Source organism: Caldimonas mangrovi (assembly GCF_023721835.1).
Classification (GTDB): domain Bacteria; phylum Pseudomonadota; class Gammaproteobacteria; order Burkholderiales; family Burkholderiaceae_C; genus Caldimonas; species Caldimonas mangrovi.
This window is the reverse complement of the sequence record NZ_JAMKFE010000014.1, coordinates 83,792-102,157: the sequence shown is the minus strand read 5'-3', so window position 1 is coordinate 102,157 and position 18,366 is coordinate 83,792. Positions and strand designations below refer to the sequence as shown.

Below are 18,366 nucleotides of genomic sequence, written 5' to 3'. Positions count from 1 at the left end.
GAGGGTCTCGTCGATGTCAGCGGCTGGTCATCATTCGCGGCAGAAAAGTGACCAGGTCGGGGAAAGCGGCGCAGATCAGCAGGCCGACGATCTGCAGCAGGAAGAAGGGCACGATGCCGCGATAGACCGCACCCATGCCGATGTGCTTGGGCAGCGTGGCCTTCACGTAGAACAGCGTGTAGCCGAACGGCGGGCTGATGTAGCCCATCTGGATCGTCAGCGCATACAGCACGCCGAACCACAGCTCGTCGAAGCCGAGCAGCCGCACGATGGGCAGGAACACCGGCACGGTGAGCAAGATGATGCCGAGCTCGTCGAGCACGGTGCCGAGGAACACCAGCAGCAGCATCATCGCGCCCAGGATCAGCCAGCGGTTGACGTCCAGGCTCTTGATGATTTCCAGCAGCGTGTCGGCGCCGCCCAGGCCGGTGAAGATGGCCACATAGGCCTTCGCACCGAGCGTGATCCACAGGATCATCGACGTGGCCTTGAGCGCGTCGGTGCCGGCCTCGCGCAGCATGGACAGGCGCAGCTTGCGGCTGCTCAGCGCCGGCAGCAGCGCACCCACCACACCGATCGCGGCCGACTCGGTAGGCGTTGCGACACCGAAGAAGATGGAGCCCAGGATCAGCACGATCAGCAGCGCGGGCACGGCCAGTGCCTTCAGTGCCAGCAGCTTCTCGCGCCACGGCACGCGGCGGGTGTCCTGGTCCAGCGGCACCCAGTCGGGGCGCAGCCAGCCGACCACGAGGATGTAGCCGATGTACAGCGTCGCGAGCAGCAGCCCGGGCGCCAGCCCGGCGATCAGCATCTGGCCGATCGAGATCTGCGCGGTGACGGCGTAGACGATGGTCAGCACCGACGGCGGGATCAGGATGCCCAGCGTGCCCGAAGCGCAGATGGTGCCCAGGGCCAGCCGAGGCTCGTAGCCGCGGCGCAGCATCTCGGGCAGCGCCAGGATGCCCATCGCGGTGACCGCGGCACCGACCACGCCGGTCATCGCCGCCATCACGACGCAGATCACCACCGTGCCGATCGCGAGCCCGCCCTTGAGCCGGCCGAACCACAGCTCCATCGCGCGGTACAGCGCCTCGATGACACCCGAGCGCTGCAGGATGCAGGCCATCAGGATGAACAGCGGGATGGCCAGCAGTGCCTCTGACTTCATGGTGTCGAAGATTTGCAGCACCAGCACGATGACGGCGTTCGGCTCCCACAGCGTCACCGTGAACAGCAGCGACAGACCGCCGAGCACGAAGGCGATCGGCAGGCCGGTCAGCATGAAGACGGTGAGGCTGCCGAACATCAGCAGCAGGATGGCGTTGGGGCTCATTGCGGCGCTCCCTGGGCGCTCTCGTCATGGCGCGCCGTGGAGCCGAACCACACCGTCAGCCACTCGACCAGCGCCTGCAGCAGCATCAACAGCAGCGCCAGCGGCACGGCGGCCTTCACCGGCCAGATGGGTGGGTTCCAGGCCGAGAAGCTGGTCTCGCGATAGGCCCACGCGTTCAGCGCCGACGGCAGGCTGAAGTACAGCAAGATGGCGCAGAACACGATGATGACGGGGTAGTTGAGCAGGTCCATGCGGCGGCGCCATGCGGGGCTCATGCGCGCATGCGCCAGGTCGAGCGCCACGTGGCCGCGCAGGTGCAGCAGGTAGGGCCCGCCGAGCAGGAAGTAGGGGCCGAACAGCAGCACCGCCAGCTCCATCGCCCACACCGTCGGCGCGTTGAACAGGTAGCGGCACACCACCTCGTACAGCATCACCGGCACCACGATGGCCATGAGCCACACGGTGAGCCGGAACAGGCCGTGGTTGAAGCGGGTGATCGCGCGAGAGGGCAGGTGCAGCCAGGCGGGCACGACGATGGGCTCCGGCAAGAGCCGGCCGTGCGGCGCCGAAAGGCGTGACGCGGCCGGCGGGACGTCAGGCCAGCAGGCCCAGCTCTTTCATGAAGGCGACCTGGCTGTCGAGCACCTTGCCGGCGAGCGCATCGTTCTTGGTCGCGGCGCGCCAGGCTTCCATCGCCTTTGGGCGCGCGGCGGCCAGGTCGGCGGCGCTGAAGCGGATGATCTCGCAACCCTTGGCCTGGTACTTGGCGAGCACGCTCGCGTCGTTGACCAGGATGCGCTGGCGCAGCGCCGCTGACGTTTCGCGCGCGGCGATGGTCAGCGCCGCCTTGAACTCGGCGGGCAGCTTGTCGTGCGCGGCGCGGTTGGCGACGTAGGCCGTGGCAGTGGTCGGCTGGTGGAAGCCGGGCAGGATCACGTACTTCGCGACCTCGGCCAGGCCGGCCTCGAAGTTGGCCGTCAGGTCGCCGCGGTCGGCCATGTCGATCACGCCCTTGTCCAGCGCCGAATACACCTCGCCGGTCGGCAGGGGGGTCACCGCGACGCCGAACGCGCCCATCACCGACGACGCCAGGCCGACGAAGCGGCCCTTCTTGCCGGCGAGGTCGCTCAGCTTGCGGATCGGCACCTTGGAGTGCAGCGGCTCCTGGCCGTAGACGGTGGGTGCCACGTAGTGAAGGCCGGCCGGCGCGTACGCCTGGCGAGCCAGCTCGAGCCCGCCCTTTTCGTAGAACCAGGCCTCGAACTCGTCGCTCTCGCCGAAGCCGAACGGGATGGTGCTGGTGAACGCGAACGCAGGGATCTTGCCGGCTTCGTAGCCGTCGAAGGTCTTCATCATCTCGAAGGCGCCGCCGCGCACCGCGTCGAACGCCTGCGCGGCGGGCACGATCTGGCCGGCGGCGAACAGGTTGATCTTGAAGCGTCCGCCGGTCAGTTCGCTGACCCGCTTGACGAAGGCCTCCTCGAACTTCTGCGGCGTGGTGCCGCCGTCCCACAGCGCCTGCATGCGCCAGGTCACGCTGGCCGCCTGGGCGGCGGCGATGCGCGGGGCGGCGACACCCGCCACGGCCGCGCCGGCCAGGGCCGTCTTGATGAGGCTGCGACGCCGGATCGTTCTGTCGCTCATGGTCTGTCTCCTGTGTTGTGGCAGTGGATGCACCGCTGCGCACTCACTGTAGGTGAGCTGTACCAATCGATATGGTTACAGTTTGCCGGGACAGTCGCGTACCGGGCCCTGCGACAGCCGGTGCGTGTCATAGTCCGGACGCCTTCCACCCGCTGACGCCAAGCCCCGCATGAGCGCGAAACACCCCCGCCCCTCGATCGCTTCCACGCTCGCGCGGTCCATCGAGCGGCAGATCCGCGAGGGGGCCTTCAAGCCCGGCGACAAGCTGCCTTCGCTGCGCGAACTGGCCCAGCTGCACGGCTATGCGAAGAACACCGTGGTGGCGTCCTTCGAATGGCTGGTGGCGCAGGGCTTGGTCGAACCGAGGCGCGGCGCCGGCTATTTCGTGCGCGAGCTGGCGGCGAGGAAGGCGCCGGAAGAAGACGAAGCCGGCTCGCTGGGCCGCGCGATGGACATCGTCTGGATGATGCGCGAGCAGCTCAAGACCGAAGCCGGCGCGTTTGCGGTGGGCGACGGCTTTCCGCCGGTGGAATGGCTGTCGGAGGCGCGCCTGGACCGTTACCACCACAAGGTGGTGCGCACCGGGCTGGGCGCGCTGTTTCGCTATGGCAGCCGCTTCGGCTACCGCCCGCTGCGCGAGCGCCTGGTGCGCAAGCTGGCCGACTTCGGCATCGGCGCCGAGCCGCGCCAGATCGTGCTGACGCACGGCGCCAACGAAGCGATGGACATGGTGGTGCGCTACTTCGTGCCGCCGGGCGGCACGGTGCTGGTCGACGACCCGGGCTACTACCCGCTGTTCGGCAAGCTCAAGCTGGCCGGCGCGCGCATCGTGGGCGTGCCGCGGCAACCGGACGGTCCCGACCTGGCGGCGCTGGAGCAGTGCCTGCTCGCGCACAAGCCCCGCCTGTTCTTCACGCAGTCGATCGCGCACAACCCGACCGGCTCGGCGCTGTCGGCCGCCAAGGCGTTCAAGGTGCTGCAGCTGGCGCAGAAGCACGACCTGCTGATCGTCGAGAACGACGCGCTGGCCGACTTCGTGCCGACCTCGACGCCGCGGCTCGCGGCGCTCGACCAGCTGGAACGCACCATCTACATCGGCAGCTTCTCGAAGTCGTTCTCGGCCGCGCTGCGGGTGGGCTTCATCGCGTCGAGCGCCGACCTCGCCAGCGACCTGGCCGACCTGAAGGCGCTGATCCACGTGGGCAGCTCCGAGTACTGCGAGCGCACGGTCGACGTGATCCTCAGCGAAGGGCACTACCAGCGGCACCTGAAGCGCCTGCGCGACCGACTCGGCGAGGCGACGCAACAGGCGCAACGCCTGTTCGACGCGGTGGGCGCCGAGATCTTCGCGCGCACGCCGCAGTCGCTGTACCTGTGGGCCGCGCTGCCTGGCGTGCCGGACACGCTGGAATTCGCCAAGGAGGTGCTGCCGCAGAACATCGTGCTGGCGCCGGGGCGCATCTTCTGCGTCGATGCGTCGGCCACCTGCCGCTGGTCGCGCTTCAACGTCGGCGCGGTGGGCGACCCGCGTTTCGCCAAGGCGCTGCGGGCCGCGCTGAAACGGCGCGGCGGGTAGCCGGCCGCGGCTTCATTCCAGCTTGATGTTGCCCTGGCGGATCACCTCGCCCCAGCGCTTGATGTCGTTGACCAGCAGCTCACGCGCCTGCTCCGGCGTGCCGGCCCGGTAGCGCATGCCGGCCGCGCCGAGCGTGGCCTGCACCGGCGGTGAGGCGAGTGCCTCGCGGATGGCCTGGTTCAGCCGTTCCACCACCGGTGCCGGCGTGCCCTTGGGCACGGCGATGGCGTTCCACGACGCGACGCTGTACTGCGCCAGCCCCGACTCCTGCACGGTGGGCACGTTCGGCAGCGTCGGGTTCCTCTCGTCGCCGGTGACCGCCAGCGCCTTGACCGTGCCGCCGCGCACCTGCGGCAGCATCGGGCCGACGATCTCGATCGCAAGGTCGACTTCGCCGCCGATCAGCGCGGTCTGCAGCGCCGGCGAGGTCTTGTAGGGCACCAGCAGCACGTCGATGCCCGCCTGGGTCTGGAACAGCTTGGCAGCGAGGTGCTGCGTGCTGCCGACCGCGATGGTGCCGATCGTCAGCTTCCCGGGTTCGGCCCTGGCCGCGGCCAGCGCCTGCTTCAGGCTGCCGTACTTCGACTTGGCGGACGCGAAGACCCCCAGGTCGAAGAAGCCCAGCGTCGAGACGAGCTGGAAGTCCTCGACCGTGTCGTAGGGCAGCTTCTTGAACAGGTTGACGCTGACCGCGTTGCCGTTGCTCATCAGCAGCAGGGTGTAGCCATCGGGCCTGGCCTTCGCGACCGCCTGAGAGGCGACGATGCTGCCGGCACTCGGCTTGTTGTCGACGATGACCGTCTGGCCGAGCGTCTTGCTCATCGACTCGGTGACGGCCCGTGCGGTGACGTCGGCAATGCCGCCGACGCCGAACGGCACCAGCAGCGTGACGGTGCGGTCCGGGTAGCTGCCCTGCGCCAGTGCCTGGCTGCAGGCCGCTGCCAGCGTCAGAGCGACCGCGGCGACGCGGCGTGTCCAGGCACCCAGATGAAAAACGCAGTGTGTGTCGTGCATGCGAGGCCTCCGCAATGTCAGAACCGATGGCGCAGCCCGGCAGCCAGGCCGGTTTGCGTGCCCTTGCTGCCCATGAAGGAAGGCAGCGCGTAGCCGTCGCCGACCTTGTTGCGGTCGAGCACGGCATACAGGCTGCTGCGCTTGGACAGCTGGTAGTCGGCATGCACCCAGCTCACCTGCCGCTTGCCGGACAGCACCGCGCTGCCGGACTGGTGGTCCTGGTAGTGCGCCAGGCTCAGCGTGACGTTGGGAGCCACCTGCAGGTTGGTGCCGACGGTCCAGGCCTTGTTGGTCTGCGGGCTCACTTCCGCGGTGCGCCGCATCACACCGGCGAACAGCTGCACCGTGGCATTGAAGCGGTAGTTGCCGCCCAGGCCGAGCACCTTGCGTGTTTCAGTGCCGGCCAGGTTCTTCATCTGCTGGAAGTAGGCGCCCAGGGCCACCGGGCCGCCGGAGTATCCCGCACCCACGGCCCAGGCGTCGTTGGCGCTGCTGCCGGACACTTCGCCGAAGGTGTGGGTGGCGCTGAGGTCGATGCCGACCACCTTCGTGTCGACACGCAGCATGTTGTCCTGCCGCGCGATGTGATGGCTGCTGAAGAGCGAATGCGCCAGGCTGTTCGGGTTGCCCAGCGGCTGGAAGCGTGCGGCCAGCGTGTGCGCCAGCGTGTACTGCCGGCCCAGCGTCAGGCCCCACGCGCTGCCGCGCAAGCCGACGTTCAGGTCGCGGCCCCAGAAACGCGGGTTGGCCTGCACCTGGCCATAGTCGGCTGTCGCGGTGCCCTGCAGCGAATTGCCGCTGCTCGGGTCGAAGCCCGACTCCATCGTGAACACCACCGCCAGGTCGCGCGAAAGCGGCTCGCGTCCCCGGAACCCGAGTCGCGTGCCGGTGATGATGCCGTCGCCCATTGTGGTCATCGATCCGCCGGCGGCGGTCACGTTGTCGGCATGCCGCACGGCAGCGTCGATCAATCCGTACATCGTCACGCCGCCGGGCAGGCCCGGGGTGTCCTGTGCCGGGGCCTGGGTCGAGAGGGCCGCGGCAAGGCAGCCGAGTGCAACGGCCGCGAGGGGTTTCGGGTGGCGCATGAAGTCTCCTTGTTGTGATGAGGCAGAGCGAGGCCCGGCCGCGGCCGACAACCGGCCGTGGCAAGGCAGTGGGAAAGCGTCCGGGCTGGCGGTGAAGCCGCGAGAGCGTCAGTCGGCCGTCACCTTGGCGGTGCGTACGACGTCGGCCCAGCGTGGTAGCTCCCTGGCGATCAGCTCGGCGAAGGCCTGCGGCGTGTCGGGTGTCGGCACGGCGCCTTCGGCGGCGAGCTGCCGTGCGACGGCCGGGTCGCGCAGGGCCTTGTTGATCTCGGCGTTGAGCTGCCTGACCTTGGCCGCCGGCGTGCCGGCGGGCGCGACGAAGCCGTACCACTGGTCGGCCTCGAAGCCGGCATACCCGCTTTCCGCCACCGTCGGTACGTCGGGCAGTGCCGCGAGGCGCTGCGTGCTGGACACCGCCAGCGCGCGCAGCTTGCCGGAGCGGATGTGCGGCAGCACGGTCGGCACGCCGGTGAAGGTGGCGTCGACCTGGCCGCCGAGCAGGTCGTTGATCGACGGAGCGGTGCCGCGGTAGGGCACGTGCAGCAGGTCGGCCCGCGCCTTCAGTTTGAGGTACTCGAAGGTGATGTGGGCCGCGCTGCCGTTGCCACCGGACGAATACGACAGCTTGCCCGGCTGCGCCTGCGCGTGCTCGATCAGCTGCTTCAGGCTCTTGATCGGCGAGTGGGCGTTGACCACCAGCACATTGGGCACGCGCGCCACCCAGGCCACCGGCACGAAGCTCTTCTGCGCGTCGTAGGGCAGCTTGGGATACAGCGCCGGGTTGACGGCCAGCGTGCCGATGTGACCCATCAGCAAGGTGTTGCCGTCCGGCTCGGCCTTCGCCACTTCGCCGGCCCCCAGGGCGCCGCCGGCCCCGGGGCGGTTGTCGACCAGCAGCGTCTGGCCCAGCTGCTGGCCCAGCCGCGCGCCGACGGCCCGTGCCAGGATGTCGGTGCTGCCGCCGGGCGGGAAGGGCACCACCACGCGCAGCGTCTTGCCGGCCTGCGCATGGGCGATCGGGCAGGTCGCCAGGGCCAGTGCAGCCAGCAGCATGCGGCGACGCCGGTGCATGGGTCGGGGCTTGATGTTCATCATCGAGGGTCTCCTGTGGTGCATGGACGGCGGGGCGTCAATCCGGCTTGATGTGCGCGTCGGTGATCAGCCGCGCATAGCGCTGCTGCTCCTTGTCGAGCAGCGTGACGAAGGCCGAGGTCGGCCCGGGACGCACCTGCCCGCCCGCGCCGGACAGGCGCTCGCGCACCTCGTTCGAGGCGAGCGCCCGCTGCACCTCGGCATGCAGCAGCTTCACGATGTCGGCCGACAGGCCGGCCGGGCCGATCAGCCCGTACCACACCGACGCCTCGAAACCCGCGAAGCCGGACTCGGCGATGGTCGGCACCTCGGGGAACAGCGGCGAGCGCTGTGCGCTCAGCACCGCCAGCACGCGCAACTTGCCGCTGCGCACGTGGGGCAGTGCCTCCAGCGCGTTGACCGCCACCGTGGGAATGTGGCCGGCAACGACGTCATTCATGGCCTGCGCGCCGCCCTTGTACGGCACGTGCATCAGCTGGATACCGGCCGCGCGCTCGAGCATCTCGACGGCGAGATGCGGGGTCGACCCGTTGCCCGGCGAGCCGAAGCCGATCGCGTCGGGCTGTTTTTTCGCCTGCGTCACCAGGCTGGCGAAGTCGGGCAGCTTCGAGTCGGCGTTGGCCGCCAGCACCACCGGCACCTGCCCCACCTGCGCGATCGGCGTGATGTCACGCTCGATCCGGTAGGGAGCCGGCTGGTACAGCGTCACATTCGCGGCCAGGGCGTTGGCGGCCAGCATCAGCGTGTAGCCGTCGGCCGGGCTGTCGATCAGCGCGCGCAGCGCGATGTTGGTGCCGCCGCCGGGCTTGTTCTCGACGATCACCTGCTGCCCGAGGCGAGCGGTCATCTGCTGCGCGACCGCACGGGCGATGATGTCGACCGCGCCGCCGGCGCTGTAGCCGACGAGGATGCGCACCGGCCTGGACGGGTAGGCCGCAGCCTGGGCCACGGCGCGGTTCTGCACGCCTGCGGCCAGCACCAGCAGCAGGGCCGCAGCGGCCCGCCTCGAAATCTTGCTCATGTGGGTGGTCTCCGTGGTGGTCCCGGCCGCTTCGGGCGGGTCGGGTGGATTCTGGGAATTACGGGCCGGCCCGCCTAGATTCGTTTCGGGATAGCAGCTATGCCGGGGCGGAATGGAAGCGGGCGGCTCATGCCGGCGGCGCAGGGACCGGCAGCTCGGGCCAGTACAGCCGCATCGGGTTGGCCACCAGCAGGCGGTGCTGCAGCGCGGGGGTCACGGCGATCTGCGGGATGAAGTCCACCAGCAGGCCGTCGTCGGGCATGTGGTCCTTCAGGTTGGGGTGCGGCCAGTCGGTGCCCCACAGCACGCGGTCGGGAAAGGTCTCGACGATGCGGCGCGCATAGGGCACCACGTCGCGGTACGGCCGCGTTTCGCCGTTGCGTGCGTGCGGGCCGCTGATGGACAGGCGCTCCGGGCAGGACACCTTGCTCCAGACGTTCGGGTGCTCGCGCATGAACTGCAGGAACAGCCCGAACTCCGGTCCGTCCACCGGCTTGGAGACCTCGGGGCGGCCCATGTGGTCGACCACCACGGGCGTCGGCAGCGCACTGAAGAAGTCCCACAGCTCGGGCAGGTCGGGCGCCTCGAAGTAGACCACCACGTGCCAGCCAAGGCGGGCGATGCGACCGGCGATTTCGAGCAGCTCTTCCCTGGGCGTGAAGTCGACCAGACGCTTGACGAAGTTGAAGCGTACGCCGCGCACGCCGGCCTCGTGGAGTTCGCACAGCTCTTCGTCGGTGATGCTGCGGCGCACGGTGGCCACGCCGCGGGCCTTGCCGCCCGACGCGCGGCAGGCGTCGGCCATGGCCCGGTTGTCGTCGCCATGGCAGGTGGCCTGCACGATCACGTTGCGCGCGAAACCGAGGTGGTCGCGCAGCGCGAACAGCTGCGGCGCCGACGCGTCGCAGGGCGTGTACTTGCGCTCGGGCGCATAGGGGTAGCACTCGCCGGGGCCGAACACATGGCAATGGGCGTCGACGGCACCTGCCGGTAGCCGGAAGCGCGGCGCGGACGGGCCGTCGTACCAGTCGAGCCAGCCGGGGGTCTTGGTGAAGTCGCCCGTGACGGGACGGGTGGGGGTCATCGGTGCGGGCTCCCGTGAGTGTCGTGAAGGCGGCGCAGGTGGTCGAGCAAACGGTCTGCTTCCACGCGCCAGTCGCTGCTGCGCGCGTGGCCGGGGGCGTCCCGGGCGCCGAACAGGCCGGCGTCCGCGACTGCGGCCACCCAGGCCTGGCGCTCGGCGGTGCCGGACGCGCTCCACGCTTCCAGGCCCGCTTCCCGCACCGTCTCCGCGGCCTCGAGCATCTCCTCGCTGCGGCGCCGGCCGTGCTCGATCACACGCTGGAAGAAGTACGCGGCCTGACGCTCCCAGTCGATGCCCGGAAAGGTCTCGGCCAGCGATGCGATCACCGCGTCCTCGACGCCGTGGTGCCGGGCCGCCGTGAAGCTTTCGATGACCATTGCCTCCAGGCCCTTGATCATCACGCTGCGGCACATCTTGGTGGCCGATGCGACGCCGAGCCGCTCGCTGGCGACGCGCGCGGCAAAGCCCAGCGCGTTCAGCGGCTCGAGCAGCTCGGCCGCGTGCAGGCCGCCGAGCAGCAGCGGCACCCGGCTGCGGTAGGGCGGCACGCTGGTCATCACCGCGCCCTCGACGTAGCGGCCGCCGGCGGCGTCGACGAGGTGCGCTGCGCGCTGCTTGGCGCCGGGCGATGCGGAGTTGAGGTCGAGGTAGAACGCGCCGGGCCGGATCTGCGCGGCACAGGCCGCGGCGGCGGGCACTGCCTGGCTCGCGGTGACGGCGCTGATGAGGACATCGCTGGCCGCGGCCAGGCCGCCCGGCGTCGCGCACAGCTGCACGCCGTGCAGCGCCGCGTGCCCGTGCAGGCCGGCCGCATGGCCGGCGTGCTCCAGCTTCACGTCGTGGCAGCTGACGCGCACGCCCTGCGCTCGCAGGTCCTCGGCGAGGATGCGCCCCACTTCGCCATAGCCGAGCAGGCCCACCTGCCACTGTCGCGGATCGATCACGGCCTCGCCCTCAGTCGATGTAGCGCAGGCCGGCCTGGGCCAGCGGCTCGCGCATCCGGTACATGTCCAGACCCAGCACCCCGGACGCGAGCCTGGCCCGCTTGGCGCCTTCGTTGGCTTCGCGTGCCGCCGCCGCTTCGGCGGCAGCGGCGGCGCGCGCCGCCGGCACGCATACCACCCCGTCGTCGTCGGCCACGATCACATCGCCCGGGGTGACCCACATGCCGGCGCACACCACGGGAATGTTCACCGAGCCCAGCGTGGCCTTGATGGTCCCCTTGGCGGAGATGGCCTTGCTCCACACCGGAAAGCGCATCTCGGTCAGCGTCTTCACGTCGCGCACGCCGGCGTCGATGATCAGCGCCTTCGCGCCGCGCGCCTGGAAGGACGTGGCGAGCAGGTCGCCGAAGTAGCCGTCGCTGCAATCGGCGGTGACTGCCGCCACGACGATGTCACCGGACCGGATCTGCTCGGCCACCACATGCATCATCCAGTTGTCGCCCGGCTGCAGCAGCACCGTCACCGCGGGGCCGGAGACGTGCGCGCCGGCATAGATCGGGCGCAGGTAGGGTTTCATCAGGCCGACGCGGCCCATGGCCTCGTGCACGGTGGCCGACCCGAACGATGCCAGCCGCTGCACGGCGTGCGGATCGGCACGGTGGATCTGGGTGTGGACGACCCCGAGTTCGTACATGGTGGACAGTCTCCTTGGGTGCTTCGGGCGACGGGCTCAACGGCCCTGGGCCTTCAGTGCGGCGTCGAGCCGCGGGAACACGCGGCGTGCATTGCCTTCGTAGACCCAGTAGCGGTCGTCGTCCGAGAGGTTGGCCGTGGCCTCGACGTAGCGGCGGGTGTCGTCGTAGTGGTGGCCCGTGGTCGGGTCCACGCCACGCACCGCGCCGATCATCTCGCTGGCAAAAAGCACGTTCTTCACCGGGATCACCCGGGTAAGCAGGTCGATACCCGGCTGGTGGTACACGCAGGTGTCGAAGTAGATGTTGTCGAGCAGATGCTCCTCGAGCAGCGGCTTCTTCATCTCCTGCGCAAGGCCACGAAAGCGGCCCCAGTGGTAGGGCACTGCGCCGCCGCCGTGCGGGATCAGGAACTTCAGCGTCGGGAAGTCCTTGAACAGCTCGCCGCTGAGGCACTGCATGAAAGCCGTCGTGTCGGCGTTGAGGTAGTGCGCCCCGGTGGTGTGGAAGCACGCGTTGCAGCTGGTGCTGACATGGACCATCGCCGGGATGTCGTGCTCGACCATCTTCTCGTAGAGCGGATACCAGTGGCGGTCGGTCAGCGGCGGGCTGGTCCAGTGGCCGCCGGACGGGTCCGGGTTGAGGTTGATGCCGACGAAGCCATACTCCCTGACGCACTTCTCCAGCTCGGGGATGCAGGTCCTCGGGTCGACGCCCGGCGACTGCGGCAGCATCGCGGCGCCGATGAAGTGGTCGGGAAACAGCCGGCTGACGCGGTGGCAGAGTTCGTTGCAGATCGCCGCCCAGGTGGCCGAAGTCTCGAAGTCGCCGATGTGGTGCGCCATGAAGCTGGCGCGCGGGCTGAAGATCGTCAGGTCGCTGCCGCGCTGCTTCATCAGCTTCAGCTGGTTGGCCTCGATCGACTCGCACAGCTCGTCGTCGCTGATGTGCAGCGCGGACGGGCTGGGCTTGCGGGCGGGGTCCTTGAGCGCGGCGATCTGCAGCTCGCGCCAGGCGCCCAGGGCCGCCGGGGCGGTGGTGTAGTGGCCGTGTACGTCGATGATCATGAACGGGTTCGTCGATGGAGGGGTCGTCGGTGAGAAAGCGGGGCGCGGCCCTCACCTCATGCCGCAGCGCTGCCGGAGCCCGGCTGTCTCGGGCGAGCGCATGAAGTCCAGCAGCGCGCGCGCCTCGGCGGCGCGCTCGGTGCGCGCGCACACCGCGGCGCTGAATACCGTGGTGATGCCGGCGCCCGCGGGCAGCGTGCCGAGCACGTCGACCTGGTCGACGTGCATCAACTCGCTCAACTGCTGAAAGCCCAGCTCCACCTCGCCGGCGGCGATCAGTTGCGCGACGGGAATGCCGGGGCGCGCCTGCAGCAGGCGGTCTTGCAGTGCGGCGGCGAGGCCCCAGCGCTCGAGCAATCCCAGCAGCGCTGCACCGCTCGGGCCGGTCGAATAGCCGATGCGGCCGGCGGCGAGCACGGCCTGCTTGAGCGCCTGCTCGCTGCCGATGTCGGGGCGGCCGGCGCCGGCCCGCACGGCGACGGCCATCGGCGACCGGGCCATCGGCGCAATGCTGCCGGGCAGCACATGGCCTTCGGCGGCCAGTCCGTCGAGCGCGTCCGAGGCGAGCACGACGATGTCGAACGCCTCGCCGTCACGCACCCGCCGCGCCGCGTCGACACCGCCCACCGACTCGAAGTGCACGGCCTGGCCGGTGGCGCTTGCGAACGCCGCGCCGAGCGCGGCCAGCAGCTGGCGAGTGGCCATCGACGACATGCCGGTCAGAGGTGAGCCCACGGTGCAAGGGAAGGATGACGGTGGGCGGATTCTGAGCAGGGGCCCCGGGCCGAACAAGCCGCACGGCGGGATAGCTGCTATACGGCGCCGGCATGGCTCGCCGGTCCGGGTGCGAAAATCCCGCCGTGAACCTCAACCAGCTCGAAGCCTTCGTGCATGTCGCGGAGCACGGCAGTTTCAGCAAGGCCGCGCTGGTGCTCGGCGTGGCGCAGCCGGCCCTGAGCCGGCAAGTGCGGGCGCTCGAGACCGAACTGCGCGAGGCGCTGCTGCTGCGCCACGGCCGCGGCGTGCAACTCACCGATGCCGGCAGGCGCCTGCTGGAGCATTGCCAGGAGATCCTGCACCTCGTCTCTCTGGCGCGGGCAGACCTGCTGGCCCATCGCAACGAGCCGATCGGCCAGGTGGCCATCGCGATGCCGCCGACGCTGGCGCGCCAGCACACGCTGCCGCTCGTCAGCGCGTTCCGGCGCGACCTGCCGAAGGCCCGGCTGGCGATCGCCGAAGGCTTCTCGGTGCACCTGACCGAATGGCTGCTGACCGGCCGCATCGACCTGGCGCTGATCTACAACCCCGAGCCGCTGCCGGCGCTGGAAATCACGCCGCTGCGCACCGAGTCGTTGCGGCTGATCAGCGCAGCCGGGCAGGCGCCCGCCGGGCCGCTGACGCTGCAGCGGCTGGCCGACCTGCCCCTGATCATGCCGCAGCGTGGGCAGATCTTTCGCACGCTGGTGGAGTCGGCGGCCGCGATGGCCGGCGTGCAGTTGCGCGTCGAGTGGGAGGTGTCCAGCGTGCCCGCCATACTCGAGCTGGTCGAGGCCGGTGTCGGCCACGCGGCGCTCGGCGAGGACGCGGTGCGCTCCGCCAAGCAGCAGCCGCGCCTTGCGATCACGCCCTTTGCCGGTGCCGAGATCACCAGCACCTTGTGCCTGGTGCTGCCGGCGCACAAGAAATCGACGCCATTGATGCAGCGCACGGCTGCGATGCTGACCGCCCTGGTTCAGGCGGGTTGAGTTGGCAGCGGCTGGCGTCCGTCAGGTGAGGGGCCGTCCGGCGCAGCCGCGGCAGACGGGGGCCTGCCCGGCGGGGAGCAGAGCCGCGTCGACGGCGCTCAGGCGCCCAGATAGCTGCGGGCGTAGCGGCCGCCCAGGCTGGTGAGGATCTCGTAGCCGATGGTGCCCGCGGCGCGTGCCGCATCGTCGACGCCGATGCTGTCGCCGAGCAGGTCGACCAGCGCGCCTTCGGCCAGCTGCCCTTCGGGCACGTCGGTGGCGTCGACGGTGATCGCGTCCATCGACACCCGCCCGACGACGGGCAGGCGACGGCCCTCGAACTCGACCTCGCCGCGGTTGCCGAAGCTGCGCAACCAGCCGTCGGCATAGCCGGTGGCCAGCGTGGCGATGCGCGAGGGCCGCGACGCGACCCAGGCGTGGCCGTAGCCGACGCCGGTGCCGGTCTCGATGCGGCGCAGCTGGATCACCTTGCTGCGCAGCCGCACCACCGGCCGCATCGGGTTGGCGGCGCCGGCCACCGGTGCCACGCCGTAGAGCGCGGCACCCGGTCGCACCAGGTCGAAGCGGTATTCGGGCCCGAGAAAGATGCCGGACGAGTTCGCCAGGCTGGCACGTGCGCGCGGCAGCCGCGCCAGCGCACTGCGAAAGCGTTCGAGCTGCCGGGCGTTGATGGGCGCGGCCGGGTCTTCGGCGCTGACCAGGTGGCTCATCACGACTTGCAGCGCCAGGCCGCGCAGCCGGCCTTCGTCGTTCGCCACGGCCTCGAGTTCGTCGGCCGGCAGCCCCATGCGCGCCATGCCGGTGTCCACCTGCAGCACGGCGGGCAGTTCGCGCCCCAGCGCGTGCGCCAGGCGCTGCCAGGCGTCCAGCTGCGGCAGGCTGTTGAGCACCGGCACCAGCCCGTGCGCGACGAACTCCGGCTCGGACCCCGGGGGCGGGCCGTGCATCACGTAAAGGATGGCGTCGGTGTCCAGCAGCGGGCGTAGCGCGATGCCTTCATCGAGATGCGCGACGAAAAAGTGGCGGCAGCCGGCACGGTACAGCGCCGGTGCCACCCGTGCCGCACCGAGGCCGTAGGCGTCGGCCTTGACGACCGCGCCGCAGACGGCTCCTTCCGCCTGCTGGCGCAGCAGCCGCCAGTTGGCGCACACGGCGTCGAGCCGGATCTCCAGCCACGCGCCGGCATTGGTGTGGGCGCGGGCCGAACTCATTGCGTCTTGCGCGCTGCTTCCTTGCGCCGGTCGACCCAGAACTGCGCGTTGCGGATGCCCAGCTTCTCGGGGTCGAAGGTCGGCGTCACGCGGGCCTTCTTCTGCTGCTCGTAGTCCTTCAGGGCCAGCAGCGCGGGCTTCTGGATGATCAGGATCGCGATGATGTTCAGCCACGCCATCAGGCCCACACCGACGTCGCCCAGGTCCCAGGCCACGGAGGCGCTGCGCACGGCGCCGTAGGTCACGGCGGCCATGATGCCCAGCTTCAGCACGAAGCTGAGCCACGGGCGGTGTACCTTGCGGTTGATGTAGGCGATGTTGGTCTCGGCCATGTAGTAGTAGGCAACGATGGTTGTGAACGCGAAGAAGAACAGCGCCAGCGCGACGAAGGTGGCGCCGAAGCCCGGCAGCACCGACTCGACCGCAGCCTGCGTGTAGCCGGCGCCGGCCTCCACGCCGGGCAGGCCGTTGAACAGCATGGCGCCGTCGGGAGCCTGCACGTTGTACATGCCGGTCGACAGCAGCATGAAGGCGGTGGCCGAGCAGACCAGCAGCGTGTCGACATAGACCGAGAAGGCCTGCACATAGCCCTGCTGCGCCGGGTGCTCCACTTCGGCCGCAGCAGCGGGGTGCGGCCCCGTGCCCTGGCCCGCTTCGTTCGAGTACACGCCGCGCTTGACGCCCCACTGCACCGCCATGCCGAGCACCGCACCGAAGCCGGCCTCGAGCCCGAAGGCGCTCTTGAAGATCAGCGCGATCATGCCTGGCACCTGGGCGATGTTGAGCAGCACGATCACCAGCGCCACCAGCACGTAGGCCAGTGCCATGAAGGGCACGACCACCTCGGCGAACAGCGCGATGCGCTTGACGCCGCCGAAGATGATGAAGCCGAGCAGGATCACGATCACCGCGGCGCTCACCGCCGTGTTGACGCCCCAGGCGTTGGCCAGGCCCGAGGCGATGCTGTTGGCCTGCACGCCGGGCAGCAGCAGCCCGGTGGCAATGATGGTGGCCACCGCGAAGATCCACGCGTACCACTTCTGGCCCATGCACTTCTCGATGTAGTAGGCCGGCCCGCCCCGGTACAGGCCCTGGTCGTCCTTTTCCTTGTAGATCTGCGCCAGCGTCGACTCGACGTAGGCGGTCGATGCGCCGAGGAAGGCCACCATCCACATCCAGAACACCGCGCCCGGGCCGCCGAAGCTGATCGCGGTGGCGACGCCGGCGATGTTGCCGGTGCCCACGCGGCCCGACAGCGACATCGCCAGCGCCTGGAACGACGACACGCCGGCGGCCGACGACTTGCCCTTGAACATCAGGCGGAACATGTGCCCGAAGCCGCGCACCTGCATGAAGCGCGTGCGCAGCGAGAAGTACAGGCCCACACCGAGGCACAGATAGACCAGCGCCGGGCTCCAGATGATGCCGTTGACGGCGCTGACGATTTCATTGAGTGACATGCAGAGGTCTCCTGTCTCGGTGTTGGTGGTTGTTCAGTCTGCGGTGGTTCTCGGAAAACGGGCGTGACTAGGCGTAGCGGTCGACGCCCAGGCCTTCCATGTCGATCTGCGGCGTCTTGCCGCTGACGAGGTCGGCGATCACGCGGCCGGTGCCTGCGGCCATGGTCCAGCCCAGCGTGCCGTGGCCGGTGGCCAGCAGCAGGTTGGGCAGCCGGCAGGGGCCGACGATGGGCGTGCCGTCGGGCGTCATCGGGCGCAGCCCGGTCCAGAATTCGGCACGCGTCACGTCGCCGCCCCGCGGGAACAGGTCGGTGACGACGAACTCCAGCGTCTCGCGGCGGCCGCGTTCCAGGTCGAGGTTGTAGCCGGACAACTGCGCCGTTCCGCCGACGCGGATGCGGTCGCCCAGGCGCGTCACGGCCACCTTGTGCGTCTCGTCCATCAGGGTCGACTCCGGTGCGTGCTTCGCGTCGGTGATGGGCAGCGTGATCGAGTAGCCCTTGACCGGGTAGACCGGCAGCTCGAGGCCGAGCGGCCTGGCCAGCAGCGGCGAGTAGCTGCCGAGCGCCAGCACGTAGCGGTCGGCCGTCAGCGGCCCGCGGTCGGTGTGCACCGCGCTCACCGCGCCGCCCGCGGCCTCGATGCGGCGGATGTCGACGCCGAACTCGAACTTCACGCCCAGTGCCTGGGCCATCTCGGCCAGCCGCTGCGTGTACAGGAAGCAGTCGCCGGTCTCGTCGCCGGGCAGACGCAAGGCGCCCACGAACTTGTCCTTCACCTCGGCCAGCGCCGGCTCGTAGAGCAGGTAGCCGGCCCGATCGAGCACCTGGTAGGGCACGCCGTACTGCTGCAGGATCTCGACGTCCTTGCCCACGCCGTCGAGCTGCTTCTGGGTGCGAAACAGCTGCAGCGTGCCCTGCGTGCGTTCGTCGTAGCGGATGCCGGTTTCGTCGCGCAGCTCCCGCAGGCAATCGCGGCTGTATTCGGCCAAACGCACCATGCGGGCCTTGTTGACGCGGTAGCACGCCTCGGTGCAGTTGCGCAGCATCTGCAGCCCCCAGCGCCACATCGCCAGGTCGAGCGCCGGCTTGATGACCAGCGGGCTGTGGTGCATCAGCAGCCACTTGATGGCCTTCAGCGGCACGCCGGGGCCCGCCCACGGCGCCGAATAGCCGGGCGAGACCTCGCCCGCGTTGGCGTAGCTGGTTTCCATGGCCGGCGCGCGTTGGCGGTCGACCACCGTCACCTGGTGCCCTGCGCGCGCCAGGTAGTAGGCCACCGAGACGCCGATGACGCCGCTGCCCAGAACCAGAACCTGCATGTCGATGCTCCTGTGAGGCCCGGACCGGCCGGGTGCGATGGCGGTTGCAAGACGGGTGCCAGCCGGGCGCGCCC

The 18,366-nt window shown here is 69.9% G+C and carries 17 protein-coding genes; 2 read left to right on the top strand and 15 right to left on the bottom strand.

Features of this window, described 5'->3' with window-relative positions; genetic code table 11:
- Positions 1 to 16: 16 nt before the first annotated feature.
- From M8A51_RS20120 to dctP, 3 genes are all read right to left on the bottom strand, one after another.
- Entirely contained in the window at positions 17 to 1,333 is a 1,317-nt protein-coding gene (locus tag M8A51_RS20120; RefSeq protein WP_251780322.1) for a TRAP transporter large permease, read from the bottom strand.
- Entirely contained in the window at positions 1,330 to 1,863 is a 534-nt protein-coding gene (locus M8A51_RS20115) for a TRAP transporter small permease subunit (protein ID WP_251780321.1), read from the bottom strand. The genes M8A51_RS20120 and M8A51_RS20115 overlap by 4 nt, the downstream gene beginning before the upstream one ends.
- Before the next feature lie 64 nt (positions 1,864 to 1,927).
- Positions 1,928 to 2,977 (bottom strand): TRAP transporter substrate-binding protein DctP, encoded by a 1,050-nt coding sequence (gene dctP / locus M8A51_RS20110; protein ID WP_251780320.1) that lies wholly within the window; start codon positions 2,975 to 2,977, stop codon positions 1,928 to 1,930.
- Between the two features lie 169 nt (positions 2,978 to 3,146).
- Between dctP and M8A51_RS20105 the strand changes: the two genes are divergently transcribed.
- Positions 3,147 to 4,553, top strand: coding sequence for an aminotransferase-like domain-containing protein (locus M8A51_RS20105; protein WP_251780319.1), 1,407 nt, complete (start codon positions 3,147 to 3,149; stop codon positions 4,551 to 4,553).
- Between the two features lie 12 nt (positions 4,554 to 4,565).
- On the opposite strand, the gene M8A51_RS20100 is transcribed toward M8A51_RS20105, so the two are convergent.
- The 9 genes from M8A51_RS20100 to M8A51_RS20060 form a co-directional block, all read right to left on the bottom strand.
- A complete protein-coding gene (locus M8A51_RS20100) occupies positions 4,566 to 5,567 on the bottom strand; it encodes a Bug family tripartite tricarboxylate transporter substrate binding protein (RefSeq protein ID WP_251780318.1) in 1,002 nt (333 codons plus the stop codon).
- Between the two features lie 17 nt (positions 5,568 to 5,584).
- The gene (locus tag M8A51_RS20095) at positions 5,585 to 6,655 is read right to left on the bottom strand and encodes a porin (RefSeq protein ID WP_251780317.1); all 1,071 of its coding nucleotides are present in this window, start codon (positions 6,653 to 6,655) and stop codon (positions 5,585 to 5,587) included.
- 108 nt (positions 6,656 to 6,763) lie between these two features.
- Positions 6,764 to 7,750 (bottom strand): Bug family tripartite tricarboxylate transporter substrate binding protein, encoded by a 987-nt coding sequence (locus M8A51_RS20090; RefSeq protein ID WP_251780316.1) that lies wholly within the window; start codon positions 7,748 to 7,750, stop codon positions 6,764 to 6,766.
- Between the two features lie 34 nt (positions 7,751 to 7,784).
- Positions 7,785 to 8,768 carry a Bug family tripartite tricarboxylate transporter substrate binding protein gene (locus M8A51_RS20085; RefSeq protein ID WP_251780315.1) on the bottom strand — a complete coding sequence of 328 codons (984 nt, stop codon included), beginning with the start codon at positions 8,766 to 8,768 and terminating at the stop codon, positions 7,785 to 7,787.
- A gap of 127 nt (positions 8,769 to 8,895) precedes the next feature.
- Positions 8,896 to 9,852, bottom strand: coding sequence for an amidohydrolase family protein (locus tag M8A51_RS20080; protein WP_251780314.1), 957 nt, complete (start codon positions 9,850 to 9,852; stop codon positions 8,896 to 8,898).
- Positions 9,849 to 10,796, bottom strand: a complete 948-nt coding sequence (locus tag M8A51_RS20075; RefSeq protein WP_251780313.1) for an NAD(P)-dependent oxidoreductase — start codon at positions 10,794 to 10,796, stop codon at positions 9,849 to 9,851. Before M8A51_RS20075 ends, M8A51_RS20080 begins: the two co-directional genes overlap by 4 nt.
- A gap of 10 nt (positions 10,797 to 10,806) precedes the next feature.
- Positions 10,807 to 11,490, bottom strand: a complete 684-nt coding sequence (gene ligK, locus M8A51_RS20070) for a 4-carboxy-4-hydroxy-2-oxoadipate aldolase/oxaloacetate decarboxylase (protein ID WP_251780312.1) — start codon at positions 11,488 to 11,490, stop codon at positions 10,807 to 10,809.
- Positions 11,491 to 11,526: 36 nt separating this feature from the next.
- The gene (locus M8A51_RS20065; protein ID WP_251780311.1) at positions 11,527 to 12,555 is read right to left on the bottom strand and encodes an amidohydrolase family protein; all 1,029 of its coding nucleotides are present in this window, start codon (positions 12,553 to 12,555) and stop codon (positions 11,527 to 11,529) included.
- Positions 12,556 to 12,606: 51 nt separating this feature from the next.
- Positions 12,607 to 13,269, bottom strand: coding sequence for a substrate-binding domain-containing protein (locus M8A51_RS20060; RefSeq protein WP_368408575.1), 663 nt, complete (start codon positions 13,267 to 13,269; stop codon positions 12,607 to 12,609).
- 146 nt (positions 13,270 to 13,415) lie between these two features.
- Between M8A51_RS20060 and M8A51_RS20055 the strand changes: the two genes are divergently transcribed.
- Entirely contained in the window at positions 13,416 to 14,300 is an 885-nt protein-coding gene (locus M8A51_RS20055) for a LysR family transcriptional regulator (RefSeq protein WP_251780309.1), read from the top strand.
- Between the two features lie 98 nt (positions 14,301 to 14,398).
- Here M8A51_RS20055 and alr read toward each other — a convergent pair whose 3' ends face one another.
- The 3 genes from alr to M8A51_RS20040 form a co-directional block, all read right to left on the bottom strand.
- Positions 14,399 to 15,511, bottom strand: coding sequence for an alanine racemase (alr, locus tag M8A51_RS20050; protein WP_251780308.1), 1,113 nt, complete (start codon positions 15,509 to 15,511; stop codon positions 14,399 to 14,401).
- The gene (locus M8A51_RS20045; protein WP_251780307.1) at positions 15,508 to 16,971 is read right to left on the bottom strand and encodes an alanine/glycine:cation symporter family protein; all 1,464 of its coding nucleotides are present in this window, start codon (positions 16,969 to 16,971) and stop codon (positions 15,508 to 15,510) included. The genes alr and M8A51_RS20045 overlap by 4 nt, the downstream gene beginning before the upstream one ends.
- 67 nt (positions 16,972 to 17,038) lie before the next feature.
- Positions 17,039 to 18,292 carry a D-amino acid dehydrogenase gene (locus M8A51_RS20040; protein ID WP_251780306.1) on the bottom strand — a complete coding sequence of 418 codons (1,254 nt, stop codon included), beginning with the start codon at positions 18,290 to 18,292 and terminating at the stop codon, positions 17,039 to 17,041.
- Between the last annotated feature and the right edge of the window lie 74 nt (positions 18,293 to 18,366).